Raw genomic sequence first — 19,191 nt, 5'->3', positions numbered from 1 at the left:
GATGACCGCCCCTGCCACCGGCGTCGATCCCAGGACGATCGGACGCAGCTGGATCATCGTGGCCCGGCACCGCCAGCCCGCCGCCGGGCCCTCGGCTCCCGCGCCGTGGGGCGAGGCGCATCTCAAGCGGATCGGCACCCCGCTGACCCTCTGTGGTGCGCCCGCCCAGGGCTGGCACGCGTTCTGGCAGCTGCGGTCCGAGGACGTCCGCCGGTGGTGCCCCACCTGCTCCGGCGCGGCCCGTCCGACCCGCACCGTGTCGGGATCCCTGAGTGCCATGTGACCCCAAGAGGAGGACGATCGATGAAGACCGCGACCTACAGCTGCAGCTGCCCTGAGGTGTTCCACGAGCTCGGGCTGCACACTCGCGAGGGCGTGCTGCCGCGTCCGCGCTGGCTGCGGGTGCTGGCACAGCTTCTGCGCTGAACGTGACGAAGTCGCGTACGACTCGGGCCGTTGTGGCCGTCAGATCTCCGAAACTCGCTCGTCGCCGGGATCAGCCCTTGCTGAGATATATCAGAAACCTCCAGAATGATGTACCAGGAACCGGACGCCTCCGGTGCCTCGAGAGGAGAGATATGCAGCAGGTCAAGGCCGTCATCGCCCGCGCCGAGGGAGCCCCGGTGGAGCTGGTGACGATCAACGTGCCCGACCCCGGCCAGGGTGAGGCGGTGGTGAAGATCCAGTCGTGCGGGGTCTGCCACACCGACCTCCACTATCGCGAGGGCGGGATCAACGACGAGTTCCCGTTCCTGCTGGGCCACGAGGCCGCCGGCGTGGTGGAGGCGGTCGGTCCCGACGTCACGAGCGTGGCGCCCGGCGACTTCGTGGTGCTCAACTGGCGCGCGGTCTGCGGCAGCTGCCGGGCGTGCAACCGAGGCGAGCCGCAGTACTGCTTCGCCACGTTCAACGCGACCCAGAAGATGACCCTCGAGGACGGCACCGAGCTGTCGCCTGCGCTGGGCATCGGCGCGTTCGCGGAGAAGACGCTGGTCGCGGCCGGTCAGTGCACGAAGGTCGACCCGAGCGCTCGGCCCGCCGCCGTCGGGCTGCTGGGCTGCGGTGTCATGGCCGGCATCGGCGCAGCCATCAACACCGGGGGTGCGACCCGCGGCAGGTCGGTCGCCGTCATCGGCTGCGGCGGCGTCGGCATGGCTGCCATCGCCGGCGCGGCACTGGCCGGGTCGAGCCCGATCATCGCCGTCGACATCGACCCGAAGAAGCTCGAGCAGGCCAAGACGATGGGCGCGACCCACACCGTCGACTCGTCGGCGACCGACGCCGTGGAGGAGATCCGGCGGATCGCCGCCGAGACCTACCCAGGTGCCGAGGGCGCCGACATCGTCGTCGAGGCGGTCGGTCGCCCGGAGACCTGGAAGCAGGCCTTCTACGCTCGCGACCTGGCCGGCACCGTGGTGCTCGTCGGCGTACCCACCCCGGACATGAAGGTGCCCGACCTCCCGTTGATCGACGTCTTCGGCCGCGGTGGCGCGCTCAAGTCCAGCTGGTACGGCGACTGCCTCCCCAGCCGCGACTTCCCGATGCTCGTCGACCTCTACCAGCAGGGTCGTCTCGACCTCGACGTCTTCGTCAGCGAGGAGATCGGCATCGGCGACATCGAGGCCGCCTTCGAGAAGATGCACCGCGGAGAGGTGCTGCGCTCGGTGGTGGTCCTGTGAGCGGCGTACGTGTCGACCACGCGGTCACCAGCGGCACCTTCAGTCTCGACGGCGAGACCCACCAGGTCGACAACAACCTGTGGGTGGTCGGCGATGACCAGGAGTGCCTGGTCATCGACGCCCCTCATTCGGTCGAGGACATCCTCGCCGTGGTCGGTGACCGCCGGGTCAAGGCGATCGTGTGCACGCACGCGCACGACGACCACGTACGCGTCGCACCGGCGTTGCGCGAGGCCGTCCGGGCGCCGATCCTGCTCCATCCCGACGACAGGCCGCTGTGGGAGCTCACCCACACCGACGAGCTCTGGGACGCCGACCTCTCCGACGGGCAGGTGATCGAGATCGGTGACACCTCGCTCACGGTCCTGCACACGCCGGGCCACGCCCCGGGTGCGGTCTGCCTGTGGTCGGCCGATCTCGGCTGTGTGTTCACGGGCGACACCCTCTTCCAGGGCGGGCCCGGCGCGACCGGACGCTCCTTCAGCGACCGGCCCACGATCGAGGCGTCGATCAAGGCCAAGCTGTTCGCGCTCCCCGGTGACACGGTCGTCCACACCGGCCACGGCGACGACACCACGATCGCGGCGGAGGCAGCGGCGTTGGCCTGACGGAGCCGGTCACCGAGCAGGGTGCAGGACCTCGGCCGTGAAGCTGCTGCCCGCGAGCGCGTCGAGCAGGTCGGCGGCGGAGACGTCTCCGGTGACGGTGATCTGGCCGGTGCCGCGGTCGGCGGTGAGGGTGGCGACGCCCGGGAGGTCCCGGAGCCGGGCGGTGGCCTCACGGACGCAGCGAGGGCAGCGCATGCCCTCGACGTACAGCTGAACGGTCTGCATGGCGGTCTCCTCGTGGGTTTCCCAGTGCCTTCGTGGCCCCGGAGGAATCCGGGGCCACGAAGGGTGTGGACTGCTACCGGCCGGCGGGGACAGACTCGGCCGCGGTCTCGGCGCGGACCGACCTCCAGCCGATCCCGGTGACGACGGCACCGGCGAGGGCGATCCCGGCGGCTCCAAGGAACCCGGCCGAGAAGCCGTCGGTCATGGCGGCCAGGTCACCGACCTGGTCGGAGCCGTACGCCGCGGCCACGACGGTCATCGCCGCCAGCGCGAGCGCGGAGCCGACCTGGTAGCTGGTGTTGACGATCCCGGCTGCGAGGCCACCCTCCTCGGGGGCGGCCGCGCCGAGCGCGGTGCTCAGCGAGGGGATGAAGGCCAACGCCATGCCCGCTGCGGTGACCAGCGTCGCCGGCAGCACGTCGACGGCGAAGCTGCCGTCGGCGTCGATCCGGGAGAGCCAGACCAGGCCGAGGCCGAGGACGACGAGACCGCCGACGGTCATCGCCTTCGGGCCGAACGCCGCGGTCAGCCGCGGGGCGACGGCCACCATGCCCAGCATGATCGTCACCGTCATCGGCAGCAGGGCCGCGCCGGACTCGAAGGCACCGAGGCCGAGGACCTGCTGCAGGTAGAGGTTGATGAAGAAGAACATCGGGATCCAGGCGGCGCCGAGCAGCAGCTGGGCGATGTTCGCGGCGGCCAGGTTCGGTGCCTTGAAGATGCCCAGGCGCATGAGCGGCGCCGACGAGCCTGCCTGCAGGGCCACGAAGGCGATGAGCAGCGCGATGCCGATGGCGCCGGCGACGAGCGTGCTGGGCGACCCCCAGCCGACCTCGGGGACGCGTACGACCGCGAAGACCACCGCGGCGAGACCCAGGGTGACGGTCAGGGCTCCGAGCAGGTCGATGCGACCACGCTGCGCGGTACCAGCCGGCATCGTGCCCGGCGTCAGGGCGAGGACGGCGATCGCGATCGGGAGGTTGATGAAGAAGACCCACGGCCAGGACAGGTACTCGGTGAGCACGCCGCCGAGGAACACACCGGCCGTTCCACCGGCCGGAGCGGCCGCGCCGTAGAGCGCGAGCGCCTTGGTCAGCTCCTTCGGGTTGGCCCCGAAGTTCATGAACAGAAGGGTCAGCGCCGAGGGCGCGATGAGCGCGGATCCGGCGCCCTGGACGGCGCGACCGGCGATCTCGACGGCGACGCTGTCGGCCAGTCCGGCGACGAGCGAGCCGACACCGAGGACCAGCCAGCCGATGGCGAAGATCCGGCGCGCGCCGAGCAGGTCGGAGAGCCGTCCGCCGAGCAGGAGGAAGCCACCGAAGGCCACCACGTACGCGTTGAACACCCAGCTGAGGTCCTGCGGGGCGAAGCCGAGATCGCGTTGTATCTCGGGGAGTGCGACTCCGATGATGGAGGTGTCCATGATGACCATGAACTGGGCGGCGGCGATGAGGCCGAGGGCGAGCCAGCGGCGGCTGTTGGCACCCGCCGCCGGGGATGCTGTCGAAGACATGGTTCTCTCTTTTCGTCAGGGCGGCCGTTCGACCGCGTGAGGAGAACCTGTCCCGCGCTACTGTCCCTGGTCTGTCCGGGCGCCGTCCGTGCCGCTCAGCCGGTCCAGCGCTTCGGTCGCCTGGTCCGCGAGGGCGACCTCGCCGGTGGCGAGGCCGAGGGCGCGGGCCTCCTGGTAGCGCTCCACGGCCGCCTCCACCTCGGACGCCTGCTCGTGGCATCGGGCCAGCGCGAGCGTCGCCTTCGCCGTCATCGCGGGAGTCTCCAGCGTCTCGAAGCCCTGGATCGCGGTGGTCAGCAGGTCGATCGCCGTCGACCAGTCCTGCCGACGCTCCGCGAGCCGGCCACGTCCGTACGCCGCCAGGACCGACCCGGCCCGGTCGCCGACGTGACGCGACGCCAGCTCCGCGCGGCGGAACGCGTCCTCGGCCGACTCGTGGTCGTCCAGTCCCAGGTGGGTGATGCCGAGGTCGGCGAGGGCCCACTGCACGGTGTTGTGGATGCCCGCTGAGGCGGCGACGTCGATCGCCTGCTCGAGTGTTCGGGCCGACTCTCGCAGGCGCCCGAAGTGCCGAAGGCCGTAGCCGAGGTGGTAGAGGACCGCGCTCTGACCCCAGGGGTCGTCGAGGTGGCGGAACTCGGCCGCCGTTGCCCGCCCGAGGCGCATCGCGGTCGGCTCGTCGCGCGCCTTGAGGGCGGTCTCGAGCCGGACGAATCCGGCGACGGCGAGGCCCCAGCGGTCGCCGCGGTCACGGAAGGACCGCTCGGCCTCGTCCAGGAGCGCGGCGGCCTCCGGGGACGACCCGTTGACGCCCTCGACGGCGAGCAGCACCTGCGAGACCGCGGTCCCGTCGGCGTCCCCGCTCTCGGTGAAGATCGCCAGGCTCTCGCGGGCAGCCGCGGCACAGCGCGGATGAGGGTGGACGACGCAGGCCCGCGGTCGCTCGACCAGCGACACCGCCTGCAGGGCAGCGGCCCGTGCAGGGGCGCTCCCGCGATTCTGCTCGAGGAGGCGACGCAGGATCCGGCGGCCCTCGAGGTGGCGGCCCTGGTGCCAGAAGAGGCCGAGGTGACCGGCCAGCCGCAGCGCGGCGTCGATGCGATGTCCTGAGCTTGTCGAAGGGTCGCCGGCCGGGCCCTCGAGCCAGGCGATCGCCGAGCGTACGTTGGCCTGCTCGTCGACCAGGAGGTTGCGCGCACGGGGGTCGCCCTGACCGCGCAGCGCCTGTGCCGACCGTTCGGCGACCTGGGCGAAGTGGTGCGCGTGCCGGGTGGCCAGTGCGTCGCTCCGGCCGGTCTGGGCCAGCCGGTCGGCGGCGTACTCGCGCAGCGTCTCGAGCATCCGGTAGCGGGTGACCGGGCCGCGTTCGGCGACGATCAGGGACTGCTCGACCAGGCGGCCCACGGCGTGGATGACCTCGCTCGGGTCGGTCTCGTCGTCGGCGAGGACCTGCTCAGCGGCGGTCAGCGTCCAGCCGCCGTGGAACACCGCGAGCCCCTCGAAGACGCGCTTCTCCAGGTCGTCGAGCAGGTCGTAGCTCCAGTCGACGGTCGCGCGGAGGGTGCGCTGCCGCTCCTCGGCCGTACGAGGTCCCGAGGTGAGCAGGGTGAACCGCTGGTCGAGCCGGTCGGCGAGGTCGCTCGGGGACAGCGAGGCCGCCCGGGCTGCGGCGAGCTCCAGCGCCAAGGGCATGCCGTCGAGCGCGCGGGCGATGCGACCGAGCGCGGCGTACGTCTCCGGGTCGGTCTCGCTCCCGGGCAGGCCCGTCGCGATCCGGCGGACCAGGAGCTGCACGGATGGCGACGACGCGATCGTCTCGGGGTCGTCGTCCTCGAGCGGTGTCGGGAGCGGACCGACGAGGGTCTGCACCTCGCTCGGCAGGGCGAGGGGCTCGCGGCTGGTCGCGATGACGGTGAGCTGCGGACAGCGGCCGAGCAACTCCTCGACGAGGGTCGCGACGGGGTCGATGAGGTGCTCGCAGTTGTCGATGACCAGGAGCAGGTGCTTGTCGGCGAGGAAGTCGACCAGCCGGGTCTGGAGGTCGATCGCCGAGCCGTCCTGCGGCATCGCCACGGCCGTGGCGACCGCCGGCACGATGTGCTCGCGGCTCCGGATCGCGGCCAGCCGGACGAGGAAGGTGCCGTCCGGGAACCGGTCGGCGAGGCGCCGGGCGGCGTGCAGACCGAGGGCGGTCTTCCCGGAGCCGCCCGGGCCGACGAGGGTGGTGAGCCTGGAGGTGCCGGCCCGCTCGCTCAGGGCCTCCAGCAGCTCCTCGCGACCGATGAGCGGGGTCAGGTCGGCCGGGAGGTTGGAGAGTTGCGCGCCGGACCTGGCGCGGCGGGGCGCGGTCGCCGGGGTGGACAGGGTGACCTCGCCGGACGAGCCGAGCGACGGGTCCTGCCGGAGAACCCGCTCGTGGAGCGATCGGAGCGAGGCCGACGGCTCGAGGCCGAGGTCGGCGTCCAGCGTCTTCCGGGTGCGGGTGAAGACCTCGAGGGCATCGGCCTGCCGGCCGGCGCGGTAGAGCGCGACCATCAGCAGACCGGCCATCGCCTCGTGCGTCGGGTCCGTACGCAGCAGCGGCTCGAGATCGGTGACGACCTCCGCGTGCCGGCCCAGCGACAGCGCGATCTGGGCACGCTCGGCGTACGCCGTCCGGCGGAGGTCCTCCAGCCGGACGGACTCCGGCACCGCCCACGGCTCGGTGGCGAAGTCGGCGAGCGCGTCGCCCCGCCAGAGCCCGAGCGCCGCGTCGTAGCTGGCCAGATCCTCCTCGGTGGGGCTTCCGGACCCGGCGACCGACGCCCGGACCTCGCGGATCCGGCGCTCGAACGCCTCGGCATCCAGGCTGTCGGGGTCGATCGCGGCCCGATAACCACCGCCGTCGCGCTGCACCAGGTCGAGCCCGACGGCCTTGAACACGCGGCGCAGCTTGGAGACCCGGAGCTGGAGGGCGTTCAGCGGGTCGGCCGGCAGGGACACATCGGCCCACAGCCGATCGATCAGCGCCGACGCCGGCACGATCCGCCCACGCGCGAGCAGCAGCACCGCGAGCAGGGCCCGCTCCGCCGACCCGGGGACCTTCACGACGACACCGTCGACGGTCGTCTCGAACGGGCCGAGCAGCCCGAAGCGTACGTCGGGCGAGGTCGGGGTCGGCAGCACATCGCGATCGTAGTCAGCCCCTTCGTGGGCGCCGAACAGATATCTGTCCGGAGCCCGACAACCCCGGGACAGTACGCAGACAGATCGCGCGAGCAGCCTCTGGCACGTCAACGAGAGTCATCGAGATTCGAGCCAGGAGAGATCACATGAACGCCATTGCCAAGGTCGGTGCGTTCGCCGGAGCCGTCGTTGCCCTCGGCGGCCTGGGTTCCGCCGTGGGCGCCTCCGTCGGCCCCATCGGCGAGCCGGAGCGCCCGAGCCACCAGGAGCACGGAAAGGCCGGTGGCCACGGTGGCCACGCCGGGCACGGCGCGACGAAGGCGCCCGCGGCCACCGGGCTCAACGTCAGCGAGGCCGGCTACACGCTCGACCTCGTCGAGGACCGCTACCAGCGCACGGCCGACGCCACGCTGCGGTTCCGGATCCTCGGTGACGACCACGAGCCGGTCACCCGGTTCGAGACCGCCCACGGCAAGAAGCTCCACCTGATCGTCGTACGCCGCGACCTGGCCACCTTCCAGCACGTGCACCCGGTCATGGCGGCCGACGGCACCTGGTCGGTCGGCGCCGACCTGGCCGAGGCCGGGACCTACCGCGTCTTCGCCGACTTCAAGCCGAAGGGCGCGGACGAGGGCCTGACCCTGGGGCAGGACCTCTTCGTCGCCGGCCCCTACGAGCCGCAGCCGCTCCCCGCGGCCGCCGCCACCAGCGCGGTCAGTCCCTACCAGGTCGACCTGGACGGTCACCTGGTCGCCGGGAAGACCTCGCGCCTCACCCTGACCGTCACCAAGGACGGCGAGCCGGTCACCGACCTGGAGCCCTACCTCGAGGCGTACGGCCACCTGGTCGCGCTCCGCGACGGCGACCTCGCCTACCTCCACGTCCACCCCGAAGGAGCCCCCGGCGACGGGCGCACGGAGCCCGGTCCGGAGATCACCTTCTCCGCCGAGGTGCCGTCGGCCGGGACGTACCGGCTGTTCCTCGACTTCCAGCACGCCGGCGAGGTGCGTACCGCGGCCTTCACCGCGGTCGCCGAGGCCCACTGATCCCCCTGCTCGAGCAGGGTCCACCACAGAGAGAGGAAAGCACCATGTGCAGCACCACCTACACCGTTTCCGGGATGACCTGCGGCCACTGCGTCAGCTCCGTCACGGAAGAAGTCACCCAGATCGCGGGCGTCTCCTCCGTCGACGTCGACCTGGCCACCGGCCAGGTGACCGTCACCTCCGAGAACGAGCTCGACCCGGCGCTGGTCCAGCGCGCGGTCGAGGAGGCCGGCTACCAGCTGGCCGGCTGACCCACCCGCGTCGGCTCCCCCTCCCCTGAGCGGGGAGCCGACGCGCCCGATCCATTCACCGAAGGACACCAGTGATGACCATCTCCGGAACCTCTGCACCCACCACCGACTTCGAGCTCGAGATCAACGGCATGACCTGCGCGTCGTGCGCGAACCGCATCGAGCGCAAGCTCAACAAGCTCGACGGCGTCGCCGCCACCGTCAACTACGCGACCGAGAAGGCGAAGATCTCCGTCGCCGCGGACAAGACCGACATCGACGCCGGCGTGCTGATCGCGACCGTCGAGAGCGCCGGGTACGGGGCGAAGGAGCCCCGTCGCGAGGACCCGTCGTCGAGCGCGCCCGTCGACGGCGAGGCCACCGACCCCGTCGCCCGGCTCCGGCAGCGGCTGCTGATCTCGGCGCTGCTCAGCGTCCCGGTGGTGCTCCTGGCGATGGTGCCGGCCCTCCAGTTCGAGAGCTGGCAGTGGCTCTCGCTCACGCTGGCCGCGCCTGTCATCGTCTGGGGCGCGGCGCCCTTCCACCGGGCGGCCTGGACCAACGCGCGCCACGGCGCGGCGACCATGGACACGCTGGTCTCCATCGGCACCCTGGCAGCCTTCGGCTGGTCCCTGTACGCCCTGTTTCTCGGCACCGCCGGCGAGCCCGGTATGACCCACCCGTTCAGCCTCACCATCGAGCGCACCGACGGGCTCGGCAACATCTACCTCGAGGCGGCCGCCGGCGTCACCACGTTCATCCTGGCCGGCCGCTACTTCGAGGCCCGATCGAAGCGCCGTGCCGGCGCCGCCCTCACCGCGCTCCTCGAGCTCGGCGCCAAGGAGGTCGCTGTCCTCCGCGACGGCTCCGAGACCCGGATCCCGATCGACGAGCTCGCCGTCGGCGACCTCTTCGTCGTACGTCCCGGGGAGAAGGTCGCCACCGACGGCATCGTCGAGGACGGGTCCTCCGCCATCGACGCGGCGATGCTGACCGGCGAGTCCGTTCCTGTCGAGGTCGCACCCGGGGACGCGGTCACCGGGGCCACCGTGAACGCCGGCGGACGCATCGTCGTCCGGGCGACCCGGGTCGGCGCCGACACCCAGCTCGCCCAGATGGCGCGGCTAGTCGAAGAGGCCCAGACCGGGAAGGCGGCGGCGCAGCGGCTCGCCGACCGGATCTCGGGGATCTTCGTACCGATCGTGCTCGCCCTCTCGGCCATCACCCTCGGGTTCTGGCTCGGGGCGGGCGCGGGTGCCGCCACCGCCTTCACCGCGGCCGTCGCGGTGCTGATCATCGCCTGCCCGTGCGCGCTCGGCCTGGCCACGCCCACGGCCCTGATGGTAGGCACCGGCCGTGGCGCCCAGCTCGGCATCCTGATCAAGGGCCCGGAGGTGCTCGAGAGCACTCGTCGGATCGACACGATCGTGCTCGACAAGACCGGAACCGTCACCAGCGGCACCATGACCCTGACCGACGTGATCGCCGCTCCCGGCGAGGACGCCGACGAGATCGCCCGCCTGGCCGGCGCCCTGGAGTACGCCTCCGAGCACCCGATCGCCCGGGCCATCGCGTCCGGGGCCGAGGCCCGCGTCGGCACCCTTCCCGCGGCCGAGGACTTCGCCAACGTCCCGGGTCTGGGGGTGCAGGGCATCGTCGAGGGCCACGCCGTCCTCGTCGGCCGGGTCCGGCTGCTGGAGGAGTGGAGCCAGCACCTTCCCGGCGATCTGGCCCTCGCGATGGCCGAGGCCGAGAGCGAGGGCCGGACCGCGGTCGCCGTCGGTTGGGACGGACAGGCGCGGGGTGTCCTGGTCGTCAACGACGTGATCAAGCCGACCTCGGCCGAGGCGATCGCGGAGTTCCAGCGCCTGGGCCTGACCCCTGTCCTGCTCACCGGCGACAACGAGACCGTGGCCCGCAGCGTCGCCGCCGAGGTCGGGATCCCGGTCTCCGCGGACACCGTGATCGCCGAGGTGCTCCCCGAGGACAAGGTCGCCGTGGTCCGCCGGCTGCAGGAGGAGGGCCGCGTGGTCGCGATGGTCGGCGACGGCGTCAACGACGCGCCCGCGTTGGCCCAGGCCGACCTCGGCCTCTCGATGGGCACCGGCACCGACGTCGCCATCCAGGCCAGCGATCTCACCCTGGTACGCGGCGACCTGCGGGTCGCGGCCGACGCCATCCGGCTCTCCCGGAAGACGCTGACCACCATCAAGGGCAACCTGTTCTGGGCCTTCGCCTACAACGTCGCGGCCATCCCGCTGGCCGTCGCCGGGCTGCTCAACCCGATGCTCGCCGGCGCCGCGATGGCCTTCTCTTCGGTGTTCGTGGTGAGCAACAGCCTCCGGCTGCGACGCTTCCGCTGACCCTGGAGCCGGACCGTGCTCCTCGGGCGTGACCACGCCCGAGGAGCACCCTGAATAGGGGATTCACATCACCGCTCGCGGGGCGCATCGTGAAGGCGAGGTCTTCCTGCGATCGGAGCTCAATCATGCGTCTCCTCGCCCCACTGCTGTCAGTGGCACTCCCGTGACACCCGTGCTCCCACCGTATCGCGCAGGTCGGCCAGCTGCTCGGAGTCGGTGCTGAGGTTCCCGGCCTGCGGGTAGCGCGGTCGCCGAGAGTGGTCGAAATGGGCCTCTAGGCGGCCGGGCCGAGGGCCCAAATCGACCACTCTCGAGGCAGGCCGAATGGCCGCCGGGTGAACGTCGTCCGCGTCAGCTGCGCGGCGTCGCGGTTGTCGAACCGGCCGGTGATGAGCGACTGAAGACCGTCGGCGAAACATAGACTCACTGGCGTGGACCATCGGGTGATGCTGATCGTCGGGGCGGCGCTGGTGATCATGATCGCGGCGTCGGTGTTCTCGCGGCGTACGGGGGTGGCGGCGCCGCTGCTTCTCGTGGGGCTCGGGATCGGGGCGAGCTATCTGCCCGGCGCGCCGGAGATCGAGCTCGATCCGGAGCTGGTCCTGGCCGGCGTACTGCCGCCGCTGCTCTACTCCTCCGCGGTCAACCTGCCGGTGATCGACTTCCGACGGAACCTCCGGCTGATCAGCTGGCTCTCGGTCGTGATGGTGATCGTCTCGGCGCTGGTGATCGGGGCGGTCGTGCACTGGCTGTTCCCGGACATCTCGTTCCCGCTCGCGGTCGCGCTCGGCGCGGTCGTCAGCCCCACCGACGCGGTGGCGGCGACGGCGATCGGGCGCCGGGTCGGGCTGCCGCCGCGGGTGATGACGGTGCTGGAGGGGGAGAGCCTGGTCAACGACGCGTCCGCCCTCGTCGTGCTCCGCACGGCCGTCGCCGGGATCGCGGCGACCAGCTCGTTCTCGCTGGGACGTACGGTGCTGGAGTTCGGGTGGGCGGTGCTCGGCGCGCTCGTGATCGGTGGTGTCGTCGGGTGGCTCACCGTAGTGCTCCGGCAGCGGCTCGACGACCCGGTGCTCAACACGACGATCTCGTTCGCGGTGCCGTTCATCGCGTACTTCCCAGCCGAGGAGCTGGACGCGTCCGGCGTGCTCGCCGTGGTCGTCGCCGGCCTGGTGACCGGCGGGCTCGGCAGCCGCCGGTTCAGCGCCCGCGACCGGCAGACCCAGGCCACGACCTGGACCACGTTCAACTTCATCCTGGAGAGCGGCGTCTTCCTGGCGATGGGCTACCAGCTGCCCGACTTCGTCGACGCCGCGCAGGGCGAGACAACGCCAGGAGAGATGACCGGGCTCGTCCTGGTCGTCGTCGGCCTGCTGGTCGCGCTCCGGTTCGCCGGCCTCGCCGGGCCGGCTCTCCGGGGTCGGAAGGACAGCCCGGACGACGTACGCAACCGCCTGGACCAGTTCGAGGAGAAGCTCGACTCGCTGACCCCTGCCGACGACCGGGAGGACGCCCGGATCACCGCGGCCAGGCGGCGGCTGGCGCGGGGCCGGGCGGACATCGACTTCGAGGAGCGCGAGCCGATCACGAGGCGCGGCTTCCTGACGATCGGCTGGGCCGGGATGCGCGGCGTCGTCACGGTCGCTGCCGCCCAGACCATCCCGGTCGGCACCTCCCACCGGGCGACCGTCGTGCTCGCCGCCTTCCTGGTCGCGCTCATCACCCTCGTGCTCTTCGGGCTCACCCTTCCGGCCCTGATCCGCCGGATGCGCTTCTCCCCCGAGAGCGCCAAGGACAAGCACGACGCGTTCCGCGCCCTGCTCCGCCAGGTCGGTGAGTCGGCCGTCGACACCCTCGGACCGCTGGAGGCGCAGACCATCGACGGCGAGCCGATCGACCCGAAGCTGGTGACCAAGCTCAAGGACCGCATCCTCCCGCGCGTGCTCGCGGGTGTGCGGGAGGCGCCGAGAGTCCGGCCGGCGGTGATGGAGCAGACGATGATCCTGCAGATGCGCTACCTCGACGCGATGCGCGAGGCGCTCGCCGCCGAACGCAGCATCGGCGCCTACAGTTCCCACACGTACGCGAGGGTCGAGTCCATCCTCGATGACATGGAGAAGCGGCTCGACGTGAGCTGAGCCGATGCGAGTCGGTCGGAGGAACCTTGCTGTCGTGACGACTGGCGGAGTCATTCGAGCAACAGCGTGAGCGCCTGGTGGCGATCGCCTATCGGATGCTCGGATCGCGGGCTGACGCCGAGGACGCGGTGCGGGAGGTGTGGATCCGGCTGGCGCGGCAGGACGAGGCCACGATCGACAGCCTGGTCGGTTGGCTGACGACCGTGGTGGGTCGTCCAACGCAGGGGTTGTTGACCGCCGTCTACCTGCTCTCCGGGTTCGGGAAGCTGTTCGTCCCCAGGGAGAAGATGGCCGCGATGGGTGACGCCTCGCGGTGGGTCCTCGACTTCCGACCCGGTTCCCTCAAGGCGATCGGAGGACTCGAGATCCTCGGCGCTGGCGGCCAGCGGCGTGTCGCTGGTCATGATTGGTGCCGTGATCCTGCGGATCCGCCGTGGCGAGACCAATCTCGCGCTGCTGGACGCGATCTACCTGGCCCTGGCCGCTTCCGTGGCGATCGGCCGCTTCGCATGGGCACCTTCTCGCCGGCTGACCAATCCGACTCCCGGAAGGGGCCTGGCCGGCGCCGAGTCACACGGTCTCGAAGCCGGCCATCATCGCCATGTCCTCGTGCTCGAGGTTGTGGCAGTGGATCAGGAACCGGCCGGCGTACTTCTCGAACCTGACCCGGACCCGGACGGCCTCGTAGGGACGGACGTCGACGGTGTCCTTCCAGCCGAGGTCCATCGGACCGGGGCCGTGGTTGCCGCGGCGGAGGACCTGGAAGGGCGAGAGGTGGACGTGGACCGGGTGGTGCGCGTCGGTGAAGAACTCCCAGATCTCCGTGGAGCCCAGCGGCACCTGGGCCTGGGGGACGGCCGGGTCGAACGGCTTGCCGTTGATGCCCCAGCCGCGGCGGCCGTGGACGCTCGCCTTGCGGAAGTGCCACCTGCGGACGACCGCGCCGTCGGGCTTCTCGGGCTCGGGTACGTCGGCCAGCCTCTCCGGGAGCCGGACGTCGTCGGTCGCTCGGCGGGTGATCCGGAACCGCATCACCTGAGCGGTCCGGCCGGTGCCGAGACCGTTGCGCATCTCGACGGTCGTCCCGGGTGGCAGCGAACGGAAGTCGACGACGACGTCGAACCGCTCACCCGACGCCATCGTGATCTCGTCGTGCTCGACGGGGGCGGCAAGGAGCCCGCCGTCGGAGCCGATCTGCGTGAACCGCACAGGCGTGCCGGAGTCGGTGCGCAGGCGGAGCGTGTAGCGGCGCGCGTTGGAGGCGTTGAGCAGCCGCAAGCGATACTGCGCAGCCTCGATCTCCGCCTCCGGCCAGGGGGCGCCGTTGACCAGGATGACGTCGCCGAGCACGCCGGCCATGTAGCGGTCCTCGACGCCCGGCTGGCCGAGCAGCTCCGGGTCGAGTGCGGGATAGCGCAGCGCGCCGTCCTCGTCGAACGCTCGGTCGGCGATCATCAGCGGGATCTCCCGCTCGCCGCGCGGCAGCGAGAGCGCGTCCTCCTCGTCGTCACGGACGATGTGGAACCCGGCCAGGCCGCGCCACACCTGCGGGGCGGTGAAGTCCATCCGGTGGTCGTGGTACCAGAGCGTCGTCGCGGGCTGGTCGAGCGGATAGCGGTAGTCCCGCTTTCCGGTCCTGACCTGCGCCTTCGGGTCGTCCATGGTCTCGTGGTCGCCGCCATGACCTCCGCCGTGGCCGCCTGTGTGGCCGGCTCCGTGGCCGGCGTGACGCGCCTCGAACCCGGGCGGCACCAGCAGATCCGTCGGCCAGCCGTCGCTCTCCGCCGGGGTGTGCCCGCCGTGGAGGTGCGTCGCTGTCGGCAGGGTGAGGGAGTTGGTGTGGCGTACGGTCACGGTCTCGCCGCGACGGGTCTCCAGCGTCGGCCCGGGGAAGACCCCGTCGTACGTCATCATCTCGGTCCGCAGCCCGGGCAGGATCTCCACCGAGGCACTGCGCTGCTCGATCGAGATCAGGCCGCTCGCAGGGCGCTTGACGGGCGGCAACGGCAACGGCGTCGTGTACGCCTTCGGCAGTCGTGCCGCGCTGCGCAGGATCCGTCCGGTCTGACCGGGGGCGTCGCCGCAGGAGACCAGCGATCCGGCGACCGGAGCGGCCAGCCCGGCGCCGAGGAGGGTGCGTCGGCTGAGCTTCATCGCCGCACCTCCCGCGGGTTGCCGGCGCCGCGGCGCAGCGAGGCGAGGGCGAGGGCCACCGCGATCCCGACGGTGAGGACGCCGACCGGGACGTGCAGCTGGAGGACCCGGGTGTAGCCGAGGATCGCCTGCACGTGGATGAGGAAGAAGAGGGCGACCGACCAGATCAGGAACCACCAGCGGCCGCGCATCGCGACGACGGCGCCTGCGGCGATCGGCAGCAGCAGGCCGAGCGCCTGCAGTGCCGCCGCGCCGGCGGAGTGGAGTCCCAGCGCCTCGAAGGTGCCGGAGAAGTAGGAGCCGATGAAGATCGGTTGCCCGATCGCGAAGAGCGCGGTCACGACCGCCACTGCTCGGAAGCAGAAGAGGCTGATGCGTGGTCGACGCTGACGTATCTCTGTGGTCACATCTCGACGATATGTAGTCGAGATACGTATGGCATCGGGCGTTCCCCTGATCGCCGAAGCGGGGTCGTCGGGGTCAGCCCTGGTTCGAGAAGACCTCGTCGCGAGCCGTGTCGAGGCCGATCTGCAGGGCGCCGCGGAGCACCGGGTCGCCGGAGATCGCGGTCGGGACGACCGTGGGGACGTTGGGGCCGAGGGAGGCGATCGCCTTCTGCACCCGCGCGGCCAGGACCTCGCCGCCGGCGCGCCCGACCTCGCCGGCGAGCACGCACAGCTCGGGGTCGAGCACCACGCAGATGCCCGCCAGGCCGAGGGCGAGCCTGCGGGCCAGCTCGTCGAGGAACGGCTCGGCGTCGGGGTCGCCCTCGACCGCGGAGCGTACGCAGCCCACACCGTCACCGCTCAGCCCGAACGCACGGGCGAGGGTGTCCATGGCCTCGACGCTGACCAGTGACTGGAAGGCGGCGTGCTGCGGGCTGTCGGTGCCGTGGGGCGTGGAGGCGCCGGGGACCGCCAGGTAGCCGATCTCGCCCGCACCGCCACCGGCGCCGCGGTGGAGGCGGCCGTCGACGATCACCGCGAGCCCCAGGCCGCGGTCGATCCAGGCGAGCACCGAGTCCTTGACGCCGTGGGTCGCGCCCGCGGACTGCTCGGCGAGCCCGGCCAGGTTGACGTCGTTCTCGATCAGTATCGGCCGCTGGAAGCTGCGGCGGAGGTCCTCGAGCACGCCGGCGCGCCAGTCGGGCAGGTCGTTGGCGAAGCGGATGTCGCCGGTGCGCGGGTCGATCATGCCGGGGGTGCCGATCGAGAGACAGCGGAGCTGCTCGATGGTGATGCCGGCGCGCTCGGTGGCGTTGGCGACGGTGGCCCGCACCGCCTCGACCGGGTCGGAGGCCTCGTGGGGGTCGAGCTCGCCGGTGGCCAGCTCGGTGCCGGTGATGTCGGCGACCGACGCGGTGATCTGGTCGGGTCCGATGTGGAGGGCGGCGACGTAGCCGGCCGACGGGACCACGCCGTAGAGTGCGGCGTTGGGGCCGCGGCCGCCCTGCTGGGTGCCGACGACCTGGACGAGGCCGCGGTCGCCGAGCCGGGTCAGCAGCTGTCCGGCGGTCACCTTCGAGAGGCCGACGAGCTCGCCGAGCCGGGTCTTCGTCACCGGCCCGTCGGAGAGCATCAGGTCGAGCGCCGCGCGGTCGTTGGTGTCGCGGATCAGGTGTGTCTTGGGTGCTCTCGACATCGGCGGCGCTCCTTTCGAGGGGGAGGGTGGCGTACGGAAAACCAACCTAACAATTCCGGGCGTCGCGCCGGTGATTGTCCGCATGGGGGCTGGACGGTAACTGTAAAGGAACCTTACAGTAGGGCTTCGATCGCCATCCATCTCAACCCCCTCAAGGAGCTTGGAATGCGTACGACAACGAAGATCGCCGTTCTCGGCGGGATCTTGCTGGCGCCCGTCCTGGCAATGCTGCCGACGAGCCCCGCAAGTGCGCACGGCTACATCTCGAACCCCCCGAGCCGACAGGCGCAGTGCGCTGCCGGCACCGTGGAGTGCGGGGACATCAAGTACGAACCACAGAGCGTCGAGGGCCCGAAGGGCCTGACCAGCTGCTCCGGGGGCAACTCCCGGTTCGCCGAGCTCGACGACGACTCGAAGAACTGGCAGGCCACGCCCGTGGGCAAGACCCAGACCTTCACCTGGTCGCTGACCGCCCGGCACAGCACCAGCACCTGGCAGTACTTCATCGGTGGCACCAAGATCGCCGAGTTCGACGACGGCGGTGCGCAGCCGCCGGCCACCGTCGAGCACCAGGTCGACTTCGGCTCCTTCACCGGCCGGCAGAAGGTGCTCGCGGTCTGGAACGTCGCCGACACCGCGAACGCCTTCTACGCCTGCATCGACGTGAACATCGGCGGCACCGCCACCGACCCGGAGTCCCCGGAGCCGGTCGCTGGAGAGTTCCCGGTCAGCGAGGCGCAGTTCAACCAGCTCTTCCCCAACCGCAACCCCTTCTACACGTACAGCGGCCTCGTCGAGGCCCTGAGCGCCTATCCGGAGTTCACCAATTCCGGTGACGAGGCGACCCAGAAGCGCGAGGCCGCCGCGTTCATCGCGAACGTCGCCCACGAGACCGGTGACCTGCAGTACGTCGTGGAGCAGAACGAAGCCAACTACCCGCACTACTGCGACACGTCCCAGCCCTACGGCTGCCCCGCAGGCAACGACCAGTACTACGGCCGCGGCCCGGTCCAGCTGAGCTGGAACTTCAACTACAAGGCCGCCGGCGACGCGCTCGGGATCGACCTGCTGAACAACCCGAACCTGGCCGCCACCGATCCGGCGGTCGCCTGGAAGACCGGGCTCTGGTACTGGAACACGCAGAGCGGCCCCGGCACCATGACCCCGCACGCGGCCATGGTCAACGGCGCCGGCTTCGGCGAGACCATCCGGGCCATCAACGGCGCCATCGAGTGCAACGGCGGCAACCCGGCGCAGGTCCAGAGCCGCGTCGACAACTACCGCGAGGTCACCTCGCTGCTCGGGGTCGACCCGGGCGGGAATCTGTACTGCTGAAGCGGAGCCCGAAGCGATAAGCACTGCTGACGCCACACCCCGCACAGAAACCGGCGGCGTACGCAGCCCCACCTGCGTACGCCGCTTGTTTCTGTTTTGTGACAGGCGCACAAACAGGTTCTGCCTCCGTGCCGGTGCCCGGCGCCCGCCGACGCCCCTACCTTCGAGTAGCAACCGGAACCCCGGACAGCCCGGGGCCGGATGGACGAAGGAGCATGCTCGGTGCTCAGATCACTCTCTCTCCGAATCGCCGCGGTCGCCGCGGCCGTCACTCTCCCCCTCTTCGGCCTGGTCGCGCCGGCCGACGCGGAGAGCCCCTACGAGCGCGGGCCGGACCCGACGTCCGCCAGCGTCCTGGACAACGGCACGTTCTCCCTCTCCTCGACGTCGGTCTCCTCGCTGGTGACCGGCTTCGGCGGCGGGACGATCTACTACCCCACCACGACGACGGCGGGGACGTTCGGCGGTGTCGTCCTCGCGCCGGGCTTCACGGCGTCGTCCACCTCCTACGCCTCGGTCGCCCGCCGCGTCGCGTCGCACGGGTTCGTGGTCTTCGCGATCGACACCAACTCGCGCTACGACCAGCCGGAGAGCCGCGGGACGCAGATCCTCGCCGCCGTGCGCTACCTGAAGTCGAGCGCGTCCTCCGCGGTCGCCACCCGTCTCGACGAGTCGCGGATCGCCGTCTCCGGCCACTCGATGGGCGGCGGTGGCACCCTGGAGGCCGCCAACCAGGACTCCTCGATCAAGGCCGCGGTCGCACTCCAGCCCTGGCACACCGACAAGACCTGGCCCGGCATCCAGATCCCGACCATGATCATCGGCGCGGAGAACGACTCGGTCGCGCCGGTCGCCTCGCACTCGATCCCCTTCTACACCTCGGCCACCGGGGCTCGGGAGAAGGCGTACGGCGAGATCAACAACGGCGACCACTTCATCGCCAACACCGACGACGACTGGCAGGGGCGGCTCTTCGTCACCTGGCTGAAGAGGTACGTCGACGAGGACACGCGCTACTCGCAGTTCCTCTGCCCGGCACCGTCCTCGATCTACCTGTCCGACTACCGCAACACCTGCCCGGACTGACCCCT

At 71.2% G+C, this 19,191-nt stretch carries 17 protein-coding genes; 11 read left to right on the top strand and 6 right to left on the bottom strand.

Annotated elements, in window-relative coordinates; genetic code table 11:
* Window position 1 precedes the first annotated feature (1 nt).
* The 4 genes from G5C66_RS06645 (at window position 2) to G5C66_RS06635 (ending at window position 2,287) form a co-directional block, all read left to right on the top strand.
* The gene (locus tag G5C66_RS06645; RefSeq protein ID WP_165110175.1) at window positions 2-283 is read left to right on the top strand and encodes a hypothetical protein; all 282 of its coding nucleotides are present in this window, start codon (window positions 2-4) and stop codon (window positions 281-283) included.
* A gap of 20 nt (window positions 284-303) precedes the next feature.
* Window positions 304-426: a hypothetical protein gene (locus G5C66_RS26405; protein ID WP_277602111.1), complete on the top strand. Its 123-nt coding sequence runs from the start codon at window positions 304-306 to the stop codon at window positions 424-426.
* Window positions 427-578: 152 nt separating this feature from the next.
* Window positions 579-1,679, top strand: a complete 1,101-nt coding sequence (locus tag G5C66_RS06640; protein WP_165110174.1) for an S-(hydroxymethyl)mycothiol dehydrogenase — start codon at window positions 579-581, stop codon at window positions 1,677-1,679.
* Complete coding sequence (locus G5C66_RS06635; protein WP_165110173.1) at window positions 1,676-2,287, top strand: MBL fold metallo-hydrolase; 612 nt, start codon at window positions 1,676-1,678, stop codon at window positions 2,285-2,287. Before G5C66_RS06640 ends, G5C66_RS06635 begins: the two co-directional genes overlap by 4 nt.
* A 9-nt stretch (window positions 2,288-2,296) precedes the next feature.
* On the opposite strand, the gene G5C66_RS06630 is transcribed toward G5C66_RS06635, so the two are convergent.
* The 3 genes from G5C66_RS06630 to G5C66_RS06620 form a co-directional block, all read right to left on the bottom strand.
* Window positions 2,297-2,512 carry a heavy-metal-associated domain-containing protein gene (locus tag G5C66_RS06630; protein WP_165110172.1) on the bottom strand — a complete coding sequence of 72 codons (216 nt, stop codon included), beginning with the start codon at window positions 2,510-2,512 and terminating at the stop codon, window positions 2,297-2,299.
* A 73-nt stretch (window positions 2,513-2,585) separates the two neighbouring features.
* Window positions 2,586-4,028, bottom strand: coding sequence for an MFS transporter (locus G5C66_RS06625; RefSeq protein WP_165110171.1), 1,443 nt, complete (start codon window positions 4,026-4,028; stop codon window positions 2,586-2,588).
* Window positions 4,029-4,085: 57 nt separating this feature from the next.
* Complete coding sequence (locus tag G5C66_RS06620) at window positions 4,086-7,193, bottom strand: BTAD domain-containing putative transcriptional regulator (RefSeq protein ID WP_165110170.1); 3,108 nt, start codon at window positions 7,191-7,193, stop codon at window positions 4,086-4,088.
* Window positions 7,194-7,339: 146 nt separating this feature from the next.
* On the opposite strand from G5C66_RS06620, the gene G5C66_RS06615 reads away from it, so the two are divergent.
* The 5 genes from G5C66_RS06615 (at window position 7,340) to G5C66_RS06595 (ending at window position 13,635) form a co-directional block, all read left to right on the top strand.
* Entirely contained in the window at window positions 7,340-8,239 is a 900-nt protein-coding gene (locus G5C66_RS06615; protein ID WP_165110169.1) for a hypothetical protein, read from the top strand.
* A gap of 44 nt (window positions 8,240-8,283) precedes the next feature.
* Entirely contained in the window at window positions 8,284-8,490 is a 207-nt protein-coding gene (locus G5C66_RS06610) for a heavy-metal-associated domain-containing protein (protein ID WP_165110168.1), read from the top strand.
* A gap of 74 nt (window positions 8,491-8,564) precedes the next feature.
* Entirely contained in the window at window positions 8,565-10,832 is a 2,268-nt protein-coding gene (locus tag G5C66_RS06605; protein WP_165110167.1) for a heavy metal translocating P-type ATPase, read from the top strand.
* A gap of 431 nt (window positions 10,833-11,263) precedes the next feature.
* Window positions 11,264-12,970, top strand: a complete 1,707-nt coding sequence (locus G5C66_RS06600) for a cation:proton antiporter domain-containing protein (protein WP_165110166.1) — start codon at window positions 11,264-11,266, stop codon at window positions 12,968-12,970.
* 95 nt (window positions 12,971-13,065) lie between these two features.
* Window positions 13,066-13,635, top strand: a complete 570-nt coding sequence (locus G5C66_RS06595; protein ID WP_241248306.1) for a DoxX family protein — start codon at window positions 13,066-13,068, stop codon at window positions 13,633-13,635.
* Here G5C66_RS06595 and G5C66_RS06590 read toward each other — a convergent pair.
* From G5C66_RS06590 to G5C66_RS06580, 3 genes are all read right to left on the bottom strand, one after another.
* Window positions 13,541-15,124 carry a multicopper oxidase family protein gene (locus G5C66_RS06590; RefSeq protein WP_165110165.1) on the bottom strand — a complete coding sequence of 528 codons (1,584 nt, stop codon included), beginning with the start codon at window positions 15,122-15,124 and terminating at the stop codon, window positions 13,541-13,543. The two genes, G5C66_RS06595 and G5C66_RS06590, sit on opposite strands and share 95 nt — an antisense overlap.
* Window positions 15,121-15,531: a hypothetical protein gene (locus G5C66_RS06585; protein WP_165110164.1), complete on the bottom strand. Its 411-nt coding sequence runs from the start codon at window positions 15,529-15,531 to the stop codon at window positions 15,121-15,123. The genes G5C66_RS06590 and G5C66_RS06585 overlap by 4 nt, the downstream gene beginning before the upstream one ends.
* A 73-nt stretch (window positions 15,532-15,604) precedes the next feature.
* A complete protein-coding gene (locus tag G5C66_RS06580) occupies window positions 15,605-16,765 on the bottom strand; it encodes an ROK family transcriptional regulator (RefSeq protein WP_165110163.1) in 1,161 nt (386 codons plus the stop codon).
* Between the two features lie 165 nt (window positions 16,766-16,930).
* On the opposite strand from G5C66_RS06580, the gene G5C66_RS25850 reads away from it, so the two are divergent.
* Both G5C66_RS25850 and G5C66_RS06570 read left to right on the top strand, forming a co-directional pair.
* Window positions 16,931-18,100, top strand: coding sequence for a glycoside hydrolase family 19 protein (locus tag G5C66_RS25850; protein ID WP_165110162.1), 1,170 nt, complete (start codon window positions 16,931-16,933; stop codon window positions 18,098-18,100).
* A 222-nt stretch (window positions 18,101-18,322) separates the two neighbouring features.
* Entirely contained in the window at window positions 18,323-19,186 is an 864-nt protein-coding gene (locus G5C66_RS06570) for an alpha/beta hydrolase family protein (RefSeq protein ID WP_338144088.1), read from the top strand.
* The last annotated feature ends 5 nt before the right edge of the window (window positions 19,187-19,191 follow it).

The sequence above is a fragment of the Nocardioides turkmenicus genome (genome assembly GCF_011045035.1).
GTDB classification, from domain to species: domain Bacteria; phylum Actinomycetota; class Actinomycetes; order Propionibacteriales; family Nocardioidaceae; genus Nocardioides; species Nocardioides turkmenicus.
This window is presented reverse-complemented; position numbering and strand designations above follow the sequence as displayed.

Bases quoted from the DNA above. Each gene is read 5' to 3' on its own strand.
- G5C66_RS06645 (WP_165110175.1), top strand. From the start codon at position 2: ATGACCGCCCCTGCCACCGGCGTCGATCCCAGGACGATCGGACGCAGC.
- G5C66_RS26405 (WP_277602111.1), top strand. From the start codon at position 304: ATGAAGACCGCGACCTACAGCTGCAGCTGCCCTGAGGTGTTCCACGAG.
- G5C66_RS06640 (WP_165110174.1), top strand. From the start codon at position 579: ATGCAGCAGGTCAAGGCCGTCATCGCCCGCGCCGAGGGAGCCCCGGTG.
- G5C66_RS06630 (WP_165110172.1), bottom strand. From the start codon at position 2,512: ATGCAGACCGTTCAGCTGTACGTCGAGGGCATGCGCTGCCCTCGCTGC.
- G5C66_RS06625 (WP_165110171.1), bottom strand. From the start codon at position 4,028: ATGTCTTCGACAGCATCCCCGGCGGCGGGTGCCAACAGCCGCCGCTGG.
- G5C66_RS06615 (WP_165110169.1), top strand. From the start codon at position 7,340: ATGAACGCCATTGCCAAGGTCGGTGCGTTCGCCGGAGCCGTCGTTGCC.
- G5C66_RS06610 (WP_165110168.1), top strand. From the start codon at position 8,284: ATGTGCAGCACCACCTACACCGTTTCCGGGATGACCTGCGGCCACTGC.
- G5C66_RS06605 (WP_165110167.1), top strand. From the start codon at position 8,565: ATGACCATCTCCGGAACCTCTGCACCCACCACCGACTTCGAGCTCGAG.
- G5C66_RS06595 (WP_241248306.1), top strand. From the start codon at position 13,066: ATGCTCGGATCGCGGGCTGACGCCGAGGACGCGGTGCGGGAGGTGTGG.
- G5C66_RS06590 (WP_165110165.1), bottom strand. From the start codon at position 15,124: ATGAAGCTCAGCCGACGCACCCTCCTCGGCGCCGGGCTGGCCGCTCCG.
- G5C66_RS06580 (WP_165110163.1), bottom strand. From the start codon at position 16,765: ATGTCGAGAGCACCCAAGACACACCTGATCCGCGACACCAACGACCGC.
- G5C66_RS25850 (WP_165110162.1), top strand. From the start codon at position 16,931: ATGCGTACGACAACGAAGATCGCCGTTCTCGGCGGGATCTTGCTGGCG.